We start from the raw sequence: 13,709 nt of genomic DNA on the forward strand, positions 1-13,709 counted from the left end.
TTTTATTGGAAAAAAGCTGAAAAAACAGCTTTTATATTAAATTAAAAAAATTATCTTTGCACGCGAAAACATAACGTGTATTTTCACAATTAAAACGCATAATATTAAACATATAAGCAATGGCTAAAGTTACAGGTAAAGTTGCACAAATAGTAGGTCCGGTTATCGATGTTGAATTCGGAACTGATTCAGAACTTCCAAAAATTTATGATTCATTAGAAATTAAAAGACCTGATGGCTCTTTATTGGTACTAGAAGTACAATCCCATATTGGTGAAGATACTGTGCGTACCATCGCTATGGACTCATCAGACGGTTTAAGTAGAGGGACTGAAGTTGTTGCTACTGGTGCACCTATTCAAATGCCAATTGGCGAAGATGTTTACGGTCGTTTGTTCAATGTGATTGGCGATGCTATTGATGGTCTAGGGAATTTGCCAAAAGCAGGAAACGCTGGGTTACCAATTCACCGTCAAGCTCCAAAATTTGAAGATTTATCAACCTCAACAGAAGTGTTGTTCACTGGTATTAAGGTAATCGATTTGATTGAGCCTTACGCAAAAGGTGGTAAAATTGGGTTATTTGGTGGTGCCGGTGTTGGTAAAACCGTATTGATTCAGGAATTGATTAACAACATTGCAAAAGGACACGGTGGACTTTCAGTATTTGCCGGAGTTGGAGAGAGAACTCGTGAAGGGAATGATTTGTTGAGAGAGATGCTTGAATCTGGTATCATTAAATATGGTAAAGACTTTATGCATTCTATGGAAGAAGGCGGATGGGATTTGACCAAAGTTGATAAAGCTGGTATGAAAGAATCTAAAGCTACGTTTGTGTTTGGTCAGATGAACGAACCTCCTGGAGCCCGTGCGCGTGTTGCCTTATCAGGTTTAACTATTGCTGAATATTTCCGTGATGGTGCTGGTGAAGGTCAAGGAAAAGACGTATTGTTCTTCGTAGATAATATCTTCCGTTTTACACAAGCTGGTTCTGAGGTATCTGCATTATTAGGCCGTATGCCCTCTGCGGTAGGTTACCAACCAACATTGGCAACAGAAATGGGTGCCATGCAAGAACGAATTACCTCAACAAAAAGAGGTTCTATTACATCGGTGCAAGCGGTATATGTGCCTGCGGATGACTTAACAGACCCTGCACCTGCTACAACATTTGCCCACTTAGATGCTACTACTGTATTGTCTCGTAAAATTGCTGAGTTAGGTATTTATCCAGCGGTTGATCCGTTAGATTCTACATCACGTATTTTAACGGCCGATATTTTAGGACATGAACACTACGCTTGTGCACAACGTGTTAAAGAATTATTGCAACGCTACAAAGAACTTCAAGATATTATTGCCATCCTTGGTATGGAAGAATTATCAGAAGAAGATAAATTAGCTGTATCCAGAGCAAGACGTGTACAACGTTTCTTGTCTCAACCATTCCACGTAGCCGAGCAATTTACAGGTATTCCTGGGGTATTGGTTGATATCAAAGAAACCATCAAAGGCTTTAACATGATTATGGATGGTGAATTGGATCATTTACCAGAAGCTGCCTTTAACCTTAAAGGAACGATTGAAGAAGCTATTGAAGCTGGAGAAAAAATGCTTGCAGAAGCTTAATTTAATTGGTAATTGTCTATTCTTGACAGTTATTAATTATCAATTTTAAGGATTATGTATTTAGAAATTGTATCACCAGAGGCGACCTTATTTAGCTCAGAAGTAGATTCAGTATCTGTTCCGGGAGTTAATGGGCAATTTGAGATGTTAAAAGACCACGCTCCTATTGTTTCGCTTTTAAGGGAAGGAACCATCAAAATTAAAACACACACCCAAAGTCATTTGGAATTTGACCATCTGCATGCGCAAGTTGTTCCTCATTTTGATGACAAAAAAGTTTTAACAGTGAAGATCAATTCTGGTACTGTTGAAATGAAAGACAATAAAGTCATTGTTCTTGCAGATTAAGCCGAGAGCAATAGCATATAACATATAGAAAATAAAAAAAGCGAAGAACTATCTTCGCTTTTTTTTGTGGTTATACTTTAATGAATAGCTTTCTTTTATAAAGGACATACCCGAGTAATAAGTAAAATAATACAACCGTTAGGGCATAAAGTAATGACGATAACTTATCACTCAAAAAATCATGAATATATAGGTTATTATAAAGCCATCCGTGTATAGTTGTTTGTCCCACTTTAGTTAGATAAAAAATCTTGGTAATGAAACTGGACAAAAAATAGATAGTGATGGCATTCATACCCACATATTTAAAAATAGATCCAAACTGTAATTTCATTACGTCTGTTAAATAGTAAATAACTGATAGTATCAAGGTTGCCCAACCACTTGTCGCCAATACAAAACTACTGCTCCATAATGCTTTATTAATTGGAAACCATATACTAAACATGTAACCAGACAATAAGAGCAGAAACGCCACAATAATTAAAAATTTTACATCTCTAAGGGTATCTAACAAATTACCCATAAGAATTCCAATGATGCAAGTGGCCACAGCAGGTAATGAACTTAACAGACCTTCAGGGTCATAATCAGCTTTCCACATGTGCTTTCCTAATAGGTTAGAATCTACGTACATGGCCCAATTGTTGCTTGCTCTATCAAAGGTTGGCAAAGTGCCATCAGGCAAAGGTATATACCCTAGAAATATCCAATAGCCAATTAAAATCACACATGCAATAGCCAATAAACCTTTCCAGTTACAATTAAGATATAGAATAGCAGAAAAAAGGAAAACAATTCCAATACGCTGTAAAACGCCCAAAAAACGCAATGTTTCAAAATCTTTTAAAAAAGGGGGATATGGTAAAAACAACCCTAAAAACAGGCCTAAACCAATGAGCTTCAAACTCCTAATAATAATTTTTTTATAGATGGATATTGTATTGGGTTTCTGCTTGTAAGCAAAGTGAATTGATATCCCAACTATGAATAAAAAAAATGGAAAGATTAAATCTGTTGGGGTCAATCCATGCCATTCGGCATGAAGTAAAGGAGCATAAACATGCCCCCAGGTTCCTGGTGTATTCACCAATATCATAGCCGCAATAGTGAAACCGCGTAAAATATCAACTGATTCTATTCTGTTTTTCATGACAAACAATTATAAGTTATTTGTTTTTTAAGCCTAATTTATGTCCCGCTATGGCATAATATAAAATGATGATATAACAGGGCAATAAAATCCAATATCCTTTGGTTGAAGCATGTGCCGAAGCCATTGCGTCACTCATTCCTTGAGCCATAAACTCAACCTTATTATAATCAACCAACCTACCATATAATGGTGGTATTATTGCTCCTCCAGAAATGGCCATAATTAACAATGCAGAGGCTGTCTTGGTAAATTTGCCAAGTCCTTTTAACGTTAGTGGCCATACTGCCGGCCAAACCAGTGCGTTTGCAATACCTAGTGAAGCCACAAATAAAATGGATGTAAGCCCAGAAGAAAAAACAATGCAAAAAGTAAACAGTATCCCTAGGGCTGCACTAATTCGCAACGCCAAAGACTGACTAATATATTTTGGAATCAAAAAGATTCCTAAACCATAAGTGGCAACCATAGCCAGCAAGGTAAAGGTTGTAAAAAACTTAGCGGACGTTGCTGGAAATCCTAAGGAAATTCCATAGGCAATAATGGTGTCACCCGCTACAACTTCAACACCTACATACATAAAAAGGGTTAACACACCTAGCCATAAGTGTGGAAACTGAAAGATACTGGTCTTTGTTGTCTCACCATCCTTTGGTTCTTCAATAGGTTCTGCCTCAACATGTGGCAATGGAGCCTTTCTTATCAATAACCCTAGCACAAATAAAACAATGGCCATAACCACATAAGGAACCACAACGCTATCAGCCATAACGTCCAATAATTGTGTTTTTTCTGAAGCTGAAACAGTACTTAGCTTTTCTTTTATTTCATCTATACCAGATAATAAAAGCGCTCCAAAAATAAGCGACCCCAAAGCACCTGCTACCTTATTAGCAATCCCCATGATAGCAATTCGTTTAGCGGCACTATCAATAGGCCCTAAGATTGTTATATACGGATTTGATGCCGTTTGCAACAAAGTCATTCCAGCTCCCTGAATAAAAATACCCGATAAGAACATCCAATAGGTTCTTGCCTCAGCGGCTGGTATAAAAACCAAAGCTCCTATTCCCATAACAAAAAGCCCTAAGGACATCCCTTTTCTATAACCCGTTTTTGTTAGTACATACGATGCTGGTAAAGCCATGACTACAAAAGAGATATAGGATGCTGATGCCACTAAAAATGATTGGGCTGAAGTTAATTCGCTAATGGTTTTCATAAAAGGGATTAAAGCTCCATTGATCCATGTGACAAAACCAAAAATGAAAAATAAACCAGCTATGATTATTATAGGAACTAAGGTGTTGCTTTTTGATGAAGACAGTGCTTTTTGATTAGACATGTTTACTGTTTCGTTTAATGATTAATGATTTTCAGATTTTTGCTTAACAAGATGAAATATTCACCACCTATAACTATACTTTAAGATTCTGTCCCTTAAATATTGTATAAGACTATATTCAATAGTAAAATTATGAAGTGTGTTACTATAGGTTGAAAAAAAAGAGGCTGAATGTATCAACCTCTTTTTAAAACTTTATCAATTCTTATTATTTAGCAAACCATAATTTTGTTGCCTGAACATCTGGTCCTTGAGTAGACACTGCAGTAGAATAATTAGGGTTGGCTTGAGCTCCACTACCATATCGTAATCTTTGTGGATAAGCTCCGTTTAAATTTCCTAACGCAAAAATAGTAGCATTGGAAACACCAGCATATAATTCTGAAGGATATCCTGTATCTCTAACTACAGCCCAAGCTTCAAAACCATCGGTGTAATCAGCCAACCATCTTTGTAATGCTATTTTTTCTAATTTTTCATCCATAGTACCACTTGAAATATCTGCAATAGGTGCATTAGCAATATAGGTATCTGCATCACCAGTTGAAATGTTCCATAATTTCATAGCCTCTTTTATACCTGAGGCCAATAAAGCCTGTGCATCACCAGATTCGATACCTCTTACCACTGCTTCAGCTTGTAAAAAATAAGACTCTGCACTAGAAAGAACAATTTCTGGATAGGCCGTGTCAACCTGTGTGCCTCTCTTATGGGTTACGGCTTCACTTGGAACACTGAACATATCATAACGCATGAAATCATAAGAATCACCATTTACACGGCTTGGCTGCCCAATATATTGGCCAGAAGGAACATCAATAGTTGTATCTGCTCCAGATGTGGTAACCGTGTATGTTGCGTTAGCATCATCTAAGGTGGCTATCACAAAGTTTAAGCGTTCTTGGAAATTTGCATCACCATCATCAGTGAAAATAAATGATCCTCCAGGTGCTGGTAATGCATACGCTGATAATCTTGGATCATTGTTGTCCCTTAGCAAGTTTATAAGTGTAGCTCCCATAGTCCATGATGCACCACCGCCAACACCAAAGTCGTGCCAGATGTCACCATATGAAGCAGAGGCCCACTCACTAATAACGAAGTCCTTCTTCATTACAACACTACCTGATGTTTCATCAAGAAGTGGTGCTGCTAAAGCTGACGTAATTGCATTGCTTGCAAAATCATCTCCTGAAGCTCCTAACGCACGCATTCCTATTCTTAATTTTAAAGTGTTCGCCAATTTTTTCCATTTTTGCAAATCACCACCACAGTAAACATCATTATCTCCAGCATCCTCAACCCCAATTCCAGTTTTTTCGGCAGAGCCAATAATTGACATGGCGTTATCCAAATCTGCTATAATACCCTTGTAAATATCTTTTTGGGCATCATATTTTGGTGTTAAAATTCCATCTACACCAGCTTCGCTAAAAGGTACCATCCCAAAAGTCTCTGTATATACTTGATAATAAAGTCCTTTAATTATCAATGATATGGCGTAATAATACTGGTTTTCAAACTCGCCTCCTTCTTTAGTTAAATCTGCAAAACCTTTAACCCTTCCAAAATAACCAGCTAACCAATCATAAGACGCATCTGTATATCCAGCACTGTAATCATACCCCAAACCATCACTCCACCAAGAGTGGTTATGGCCAAAACAGAAATGTCCTGCATATCGGTCTGAATGTATCAAATGGGCTCTCCAATACTCATAACGACTAGGCGCATAGAGTCCAACTTGCGTGCTCGTTAAAAAGTATTTTGCACTTACTTCGGATGCCGTAAACCCACTATTATTTGTGTTTATTGCATCGAAATCTTTTGTACATGATATAGTCATTAATAGTAATAATGTATATATCGAAAATTTAAAATATTTCATAGTTACAATTTTTTAAAATTTAACATTTAAACTAAGTCCAACGCTCTTTGTTGTAGGCAAAGCATAAAACAATACTCCTTGACTAAAGTTGTTTGTTGAGTAAGATGACTCTGGATCAAAGTTATCGGTCTTTTTCCATAAGAAAAATAAATTTCTTCCTGTTAAGCTAACAGAGGCATTTTGCACAAATGTTTTCTCTAATAGTTTTTTAGCAAAACGATATGTCAAACTCAATTCTCTTAATCTTGCGTTTGATTGGTCATATACATATTCTGAACCTATTCCACTAACAGCTCCCCAGTAATCTTGGGCACTAATGCTTGTGGTATTAGGAGTTCCATCTGAATGCACGCCTTGAACAACAACGCCTCCTTCTCTGTACTGTAAAGAGCGTTTAGAAACACCTGAAGCGTCTAGAGCAGCATCGGTTCCTGAATACACATCTCCACCAATTCTAAAATCAATTAAAAAGTTTAAGGTGAAATTTTTGTAATTAAATGTATTTGTAATACCGCCTGTGTAATCTGGCTGATAATTTCCAAATTTTTGACGTTCTGAAGTGGCTTGAGGCCTTCCTTCATCAGTCACAATTAATTGACCTTGATCATTACGCAACCAAGTTGTGGTATAGATATCACCATATCCGCCACCAACTTGAGCTCTAACATCAACGATACCACCATTAGTTGTACTAAACGTAAAATTATCCTGCCCTGCAATCAAGCTTTCTAACTTATTGTCATTTTTAGATATATTGGCAGACACATCCCACGAGAAATTTTCATTTTGAATTGGTTTACCACCAATCATCAATTCAAATCCTTTATTGGTCAATTTTCCAATATTTTCTCTAAAATAGCTATAACCTGTTCCTGGATCTACAGGAACATCAAATATTAAGTCTTTTGTTGTAATTGAATAATAAGAAAAGTCTGCATACAACCTGTTTTTAAAAGCTCTGGCTTCCAATCCAACTTCTGTAGATCTGATGTCCTCTGGTTTTAAACTTTCACTAAACTTAATGGTTGGTCTATTTACTTGCGTAACACCAAGATAACCATCAGCAGCTACAGTAAATAAATTTACAATTTGTTGTGGCTCTGTATCATTACCCACATTTGCTGTACTTGCTCTTAATTTAAGGAAATCAATTTTGGTCCCTTGTAAATTAAACAATTTATGCAACAAGAAACTTAAACTTGCTGAACTATAGAAGTATGATCTGTTTTCTGCCGCCAAAGCTGAAGACCAGTCATTTCTTGCAGTTAGGTCTAAATAAACCATATCCATATATGATAATGACCCTTGACCGTATACTGAATTAACTTTCTTTTCAATTAAATCAGACTGCGTTGCAACAATGGTGTTTCCATCAGCATTATCCAAGAAATATTTACCAGGAATTTTAAAGTCTTTTCCAAACGATCCTGAGCTAATTCTTGTAGAATGCAACATGTTACCACCTGCATTTAAAGACAAATTAAATTTATCATTTAAATCTTTATTGAACATCAATAAGAAATCATAGTTGGTTTCTGTGATGTCATTTTGTCCAAAACGGATATCTCCACCAGGATAAAAATGATGTCCTATGGCATGGATTTGTTTGGTATCTTGACTAACCGCATCTCTACCTACTCGTATAAAAGCAGACAACCAATCTGTAAATTCATAGGTTGCTTTTGCAAATCCAGTTATTCTGGTTCTTTGATCTTCATTGGAATCATTGTATAAAATCCAATACGGGTTTCCTGTTCCAGTTCTAGGTGAAATAACTTTATATGGGTTATTTGGGTCTATTGGGTTTTCTATGTTTTGATACACTTTAAGATCGGACAAACTTACGTTTCTAGGAAGCCCCCAAAGGTATGCTGCCAAACCTTCTGTTCCTTGTTCTGGTCTGTTTTTAGCACTCTGTAAGAAATAGGTAACCTTGGCATCAAAAGACAATTTATCTGATAGCTTGGTAAATCCTCTTAAGTTAAAGTTGTTTCTTTTTAATCCAGAATTTGGCAAAATGGATTGTATATCAGAATTTGTATAAGAGAAAAACACAGACGATTTATCGGTGCTGTTACTTATTGAAATAGTGTTTACAAAACTAGCGCCTGTTTCAAAAAAATCCTTAACATTATTTGGTTGTGCTGAGTATGGTCTCATTTGTCCATTGAACTCTAAATGTGAAGACCCATCAAATTTTGGCCCCCAAGAAGCTGTATTGGTAACAGCTGTTACTTGTGTGCTCAATGGGTCCGATGGAACGATATTTGGAAAATCTCCATCTGTTCCACGTCCATACTGATTTTGGTAGTCTGGTAAAACCAAAGGTGAATCAAAAACGGCACTTGAGTTAATAGACACGCCCAAACCTTGATTTAATTTACCTTTTTTTGTAGTGATAAGAACCACACCATTGGCCGCTCTGGAACCATATAATGCAGCAGCATTTGGCCCTTTTAAGATTGACATGGATTCAATATCATCTGAGTTGATATCAGAAACACCTGTACCTAAATCTCTAACTGAATATTCTCCAGCTCCCGCATTAGATACGCCTGAGTTATCAATAGGAATACCATCAACAACATAAAGCGGTTGGTTGTTTCCAGTTAAAGATCCATTACCTCTAATTACAACACGGGTTCCACCACCAGCGCCAGAGGTAGATCTTGAAACCACAACCCCGGCTACTTTACCAGCCAAAGAGCTGACCACGTTGGTTTCTTTAGCCAATGATACCGAAGAGCCCTCTATTGTGGATACGGCATATCCTAAAGATTTTTTTTCACGACTAATTCCCAAAGCTGTTACTACAACTTCGTTTAATTGTTCAGCATCTTCTGATAACGAAATATTTAAAGGTGTTGTGCCGGTAAAAGCAACTTCCTTAGTTGCATACCCAACATAAGAAACCACAAATGTTGCTGTTGCTGTTGACACATCTATGCTGTAGTTTCCATCAAAATCTGAAGAAACTCCATTTGTTGTTCCTTTAACAACAATACTTGCCCCCGGTAACGGAATTCCGGTTGCAGCATCTGTGATTGTCCCTGTTACTGTCGTTTGCGCTTTGGCATTCTGAAATGCAAACAAACAAAACACAAACAGTAGTTTTAGTACTTTTTGAATCATAAATTTAGTTATTTGAGTTAATAATTTGGTTTATTGAGTTAACCTTAAGTTAATAGTATGTTAAATCTAAAAATCTAAAACGTTATAGTTTACATTATTTCGACCAATAACATTTCTGAATCGCTATAGGAGAAATTCCAACAAATAGGAATCGTAATTAAAAAGAGGTTAAATGTTGAATAATTTGAGCCTTCTTAAATTCCAAAAAAATTGGTTGCTTTCTGTTTATTGAAACCATAGACATCAATTATCATTTTTTAAATGATCAGCCAATGTTTTCAATAGATCGCCATTGTCACCACTGAACTGCCAAAACATGACTCCTCCCAATTTTTCATTTTTTATAAAATCAACTTTGTATTGTATTGACTTAATATTTCCATAAGTAATAAACAACGAATCTTTATCTCGCCATACATAAGGTGCTTTAGCACTATCGTCCCAATAAGAAGTAAATACCTTACTATTTATGCTGTCTGCAATAGCTTTATACCCATAACTTCCCGTTTGACCATTTGCTAATTGATATAAACCTTGATTTTTTGGGTTTACACCTTTCCAATACCTTCCATAAAACGGAACACCCAATACAATTTTATGAGAAGGGATTCCGGCTAGTATATGCTCTTGTACAGAATTTCGACTGCTCTTTTTGGGTGTTTCTAAATCAAACTTTGATTCTTCAAGATTGGAATGATGCCCTGTCCTGTTAGAACTTCCAGTCACAAAATCATAGGTCATTATATTGATATAATCAAGATATTGTTGTGCTTGTCTCATATCGGTATGATCTAAATAATTTTGATTGGCACCGGTTGCAACAGTCAACAAGTAGGTTTTCTTTCCGTTTACCAATGAATCCAGTTTTTTTCTTAGTAGCTTTAAAATTGCCGTGAAATTTTCTTTGTCCTCTGCTCTAAACCGGTTGTTGTCTCCTATTTGCCCTGGATATTCCCAATCTAAATCCACACCATCTATGTTGTGTTTAATCACAAAATCTATAGCACTATTTGCAAACTTTTGCCTAGAACTTTCGGTTAAAACAGCATCTGAAAAATTTTTGGACCAACTCCAGCCTCCAACAGAAATTAAAATTTTTAAATCTTTGTTAGTAAGCTTTAATTGGTTTAATTTTTTTAGTGCTTCTGTATCGTTCTCATTACCTTCAACAACTTTTCCTTCTTTGATATTGGCAAAAGCATAATTGATATGGGTTACTTGGTTTGCTTTTTCATTGTTTTCACCCCAACTGTCCTGCCATCCATGAACATAAGCAACTATTTTATAGTTATCCGCCTTTACTATGACTCGAGTTTCTTTATTAACACAAGCAGTTAAAAACATTGCTGAAAAGAATACTGAAAATAAATATTTATCAATCATACTAATTAGGATAATTATTAATGCATCTATTATTGTTATTTCTTAATATGTTAAGGACAATAGTTCTTTGTTTTCCTTGAACAATTTTATGATTAATTCGCCAAATAATGTGTTAGCCCAAGCAAACCAATCCCTGGAATAATCATTCGGATTGTCCTTATCAAATCCCTCGTGCATAAAGCCTGTTCCTGCATGGGTAGCTTTTAACATTTTTAGGCATTTTATGATCTCATCGGTATCTGTACTGGTCATGGCCCTTAAAATGATACCCATAGGCCAAATTTTATTTTTTCCGGTATGTGGACTTCCTTGTCCTTCGGCATACTTCCCTTTTAAAAAATAGGGATTGTTGTCACTCAATAAAAATCGACGGGTGTTTTTATAAAGTTCATCTGTCGGCTTATGTGCTCCTAAATACGCCAATGACATTAACGATGGCACATTGGCATCATCCATAAAGAGTTTATTTCCATAACCATCTATCTCGTAAGCATACATTTTACCAAAGTTTAAATGTTCTGTTACAGCAAATTCCTTGATAGCAGTAGCAATTTCATCAGCCAATTGTTTACACATATTTGCAAACTCATTGTCTTTATATGCCTCTTTATAGATAGTTTCCAATTGGCGTAAAGACAATACCGCAAAAATGTTTGAAGGTATTAAATAGGGAAATAATGTTGAATCGTCCGACGGGCGAAACATTGAACAAATAAGCCCGTTTGGTTTAACGGGTCTTCCGGTTCCACCAAATGGTGGCGAATCTATTACTGAAGTGGTTAATCTACTAAACACATATTCAGATTCATGATGTTTGCGTTGCTCTGTTTTAAATGTTTTTACAATGAGCTGCATGGCCTTATTAAAATCATCATCAAAAATGGAAGTGTCCTTCGTAATTTGATAATATTCGTTAGCCAAACGAACAACATAGCATAAGGAATCAATTTCCCATTTGCGTTCGTGAACTCCAGGAAGCATTAATTTTTGATCACTTTTCCACTCCGATATTTTAGTTGTGTCTTTATAAAAGGCATTGGCATACGGATCTAACAATACACATTTTACCTGTCTGTTAATTAATCCTTGAACAAGTTTTTTAAGTTTTTCGTCTTCATTAATTAAAGGTAAATATGGCCAAACCTGTGCAGTGGAATCTCGCAGCCACATGGCATCTATATCTCCTGTAATCACAAAGGTGTCAGGTTTTCTATCAATCATCTCAAAATCAATGGTGGTATCCAACGTATTTGGATAACAATTTTCAAAAAGCCAAGACATTTCTTCGTCTTTAATAACAGCCTTTACCTCTTTAATCAGTTGTTCTACGGCTTTACTTACAAAGTTTCTATCTGCTAACTTTGGTCTCTTACTCACAAATTTGTTTTGTGAAACCAGTACCATATTTTTGGGCATTACCAAGGCTCCTGCTGTAAACAATGAACTTTGAACAATAAAATTTCGTCGTTTCATACTATGGAATTACTTAATTTCAATTTCCACAAAAACAGGTAAACCTTCTTATTTGCTTTTACTGTTTTATGGGGATACATCTAATGGTCTTAAGGTTTTTCAATCAACAGTTCAATCTTCAATGAAATTAAAAACCGGTTAATGCCATAATTTATCAATGATATACTATATATGCAGACACCAACCAATGATTGAGTTTATCTTCTGTAGCCAATGTTGCTGGAATACTTATTTTTAATATATGTTCCCCTTTTTTTAAATCTCCCAACTCCACAACAAATGGTTTAACCAAAGAACCCGGACACCAATTGGATCTTGACAAGTCTGATGAAGCAATGCGCTCTTTAATTTCTTTTGTCTTATAGGTGTGGGATTCTTCATCTATATAGGAAGCCGTGTCTTTTTTAAGCCAAACCCCAGATGTAGGATTAAAGCGCCTAAAGGAGGCACAATCGTCTCGCCATGGAATGGTGTCTAAAACCAGTTCGTTATCCATAAAAACACTATTCTTGATTTTAATAAACTCATCACCTCCTTCATGGCCTCCATGTCCTGTTGTTGTATAGTACAGTTTTACGTTTTTAGCATCTTTATCTAATTTAAAATTTTCCTCTAAAGGTGTTATGGCAAAAAAATCAGGTAACGATTGCCCATCCACATAGCTTATGGTATTTACCAAAGATTTCACTTGAACGGTTTTTCTTGGCCTATTGGAATACACAAGACTTAAATCGACATTATAGCCTTCTTTTGTCCAAGAATCTATCCAGACTCCAACATAAAATGTATTACTTACAAGAGTTGCCAATTGTGAAATATCCAACTCCCAAACCACTTCATTTTCCCATTTAGGGATATAAACAGGTTTTCTGTGTTTGCCTTCTTCGTTGCTATAATAACCCACTCCAAAAGGCGTCATAAAGCGCAATAATTCAATAACAGGACTGTATGTGTCTGATGCTTTTACACCCCCGAATTTGTCATTTAAAGTGGAAGACACTGGAAATGTTTTTTCTCCTTTTGAAACATCTAAAATGGATATTTTACTAGTGTCTGTAACCACAAAACAAGATCCGGATTTATCCCACCTATCACCATTGGAACGTAGGGAGAGTTTTATTGTAACATCAGTACCCAAAGGAAAATTTGGAACCGTGACCTTTTTATAGACTATTCGCCCATTTTGCAAACGAGTGGTTTCTTGATCATTTCCTGGATTACCACCAAAATTAATAGGTTGGTTTTTAAAAACAGTATAGTTTAATGCATCTTGCGCTACACTTTTAAAACAAAAGCAGAGCATCAAGCTTAGTATTAAATATGTGGTTTTCATAGAGTAGTTTTTTCTTAAATTTTTCA

The 13,709-nt window shown here is 36.0% G+C and carries 9 protein-coding genes; 2 read left to right on the plus strand and 7 right to left on the minus strand.

The window, feature by feature from the left end:
* The first annotated feature begins 119 nt into the window (after window positions 1-119).
* Together atpD and IEW94_RS08950 are read left to right on the plus strand one after the other, a co-directional pair.
* Window positions 120-1,628, plus strand: a complete 1,509-nt coding sequence (gene atpD / locus IEW94_RS08945) for a F0F1 ATP synthase subunit beta (protein WP_188652134.1) — start codon at window positions 120-122, stop codon at window positions 1,626-1,628.
* 54 nt (window positions 1,629-1,682) lie between these two features.
* The gene (locus IEW94_RS08950) at window positions 1,683-1,976 is read left to right on the plus strand and encodes a F0F1 ATP synthase subunit delta/epsilon (protein WP_188652136.1); all 294 of its coding nucleotides are present in this window, start codon (window positions 1,683-1,685) and stop codon (window positions 1,974-1,976) included.
* Window positions 1,977-2,046: 70 nt separating this feature from the next.
* Here the strand turns inward: IEW94_RS08950 and IEW94_RS08955 are convergent, their stop codons facing one another.
* The 7 genes from IEW94_RS08955 to IEW94_RS08985 all read right to left on the minus strand — a co-directional run bounded on the left by IEW94_RS08955 (window position 2,047) and on the right by IEW94_RS08985 (window position 13,683).
* Entirely contained in the window at window positions 2,047-3,129 is a 1,083-nt protein-coding gene (locus IEW94_RS08955; protein ID WP_188652138.1) for an acyltransferase family protein, read from the minus strand.
* A gap of 16 nt (window positions 3,130-3,145) precedes the next feature.
* Window positions 3,146-4,474, minus strand: coding sequence for a sugar MFS transporter (locus IEW94_RS08960; RefSeq protein ID WP_188652140.1), 1,329 nt, complete (start codon window positions 4,472-4,474; stop codon window positions 3,146-3,148).
* Window positions 4,475-4,682: 208 nt separating this feature from the next.
* Window positions 4,683-6,362, minus strand: coding sequence for a SusD/RagB family nutrient-binding outer membrane lipoprotein (locus IEW94_RS08965; RefSeq protein ID WP_188652141.1), 1,680 nt, complete (start codon window positions 6,360-6,362; stop codon window positions 4,683-4,685).
* A 12-nt stretch (window positions 6,363-6,374) separates the two neighbouring features.
* Window positions 6,375-9,494: a SusC/RagA family TonB-linked outer membrane protein gene (locus tag IEW94_RS08970; RefSeq protein ID WP_188652143.1), complete on the minus strand. Its 3,120-nt coding sequence runs from the start codon at window positions 9,492-9,494 to the stop codon at window positions 6,375-6,377.
* A gap of 243 nt (window positions 9,495-9,737) precedes the next feature.
* Complete coding sequence (locus IEW94_RS08975; RefSeq protein WP_188652145.1) at window positions 9,738-10,877, minus strand: glycoside hydrolase family 18 protein; 1,140 nt, start codon at window positions 10,875-10,877, stop codon at window positions 9,738-9,740.
* A gap of 42 nt (window positions 10,878-10,919) precedes the next feature.
* The gene (locus tag IEW94_RS08980) at window positions 10,920-12,350 is read right to left on the minus strand and encodes a glycoside hydrolase family 125 protein (protein ID WP_188652147.1); all 1,431 of its coding nucleotides are present in this window, start codon (window positions 12,348-12,350) and stop codon (window positions 10,920-10,922) included.
* Window positions 12,351-12,504: 154 nt separating this feature from the next.
* The gene (locus tag IEW94_RS08985; RefSeq protein ID WP_188652149.1) at window positions 12,505-13,683 is read right to left on the minus strand and encodes a PNGase F N-terminal domain-containing protein; all 1,179 of its coding nucleotides are present in this window, start codon (window positions 13,681-13,683) and stop codon (window positions 12,505-12,507) included.
* Between the last annotated feature and the right edge of the window lie 26 nt (window positions 13,684-13,709).

Source organism: Yeosuana aromativorans, assembly GCF_014646655.1.
In the GTDB taxonomy this organism is placed as follows: domain Bacteria; phylum Bacteroidota; class Bacteroidia; order Flavobacteriales; family Flavobacteriaceae; genus Yeosuana; species Yeosuana aromativorans.

Coding starts and splice junctions, on each gene's coding strand:
- IEW94_RS08970 (WP_188652143.1), bottom strand. CDS start 9,494: ATGATTCAAAAAGTACTAAAACTACTGTTTGTGTTTTGTTTGTTTGCA.
- IEW94_RS08965 (WP_188652141.1), bottom strand. CDS start 6,362: ATGAAATATTTTAAATTTTCGATATATACATTATTACTATTAATGACT.
- atpD (WP_188652134.1), top strand. CDS start 120: ATGGCTAAAGTTACAGGTAAAGTTGCACAAATAGTAGGTCCGGTTATC.
- IEW94_RS08950 (WP_188652136.1), top strand. CDS start 1,683: ATGTATTTAGAAATTGTATCACCAGAGGCGACCTTATTTAGCTCAGAA.
- IEW94_RS08960 (WP_188652140.1), bottom strand. CDS start 4,474: ATGTCTAATCAAAAAGCACTGTCTTCATCAAAAAGCAACACCTTAGTT.
- IEW94_RS08985 (WP_188652149.1), bottom strand. CDS start 13,683: ATGAAAACCACATATTTAATACTAAGCTTGATGCTCTGCTTTTGTTTT.
- IEW94_RS08955 (WP_188652138.1), bottom strand. CDS start 3,129: ATGAAAAACAGAATAGAATCAGTTGATATTTTACGCGGTTTCACTATT.
- IEW94_RS08975 (WP_188652145.1), bottom strand. CDS start 10,877: ATGATTGATAAATATTTATTTTCAGTATTCTTTTCAGCAATGTTTTTA.
- IEW94_RS08980 (WP_188652147.1), bottom strand. CDS start 12,350: ATGAAACGACGAAATTTTATTGTTCAAAGTTCATTGTTTACAGCAGGA.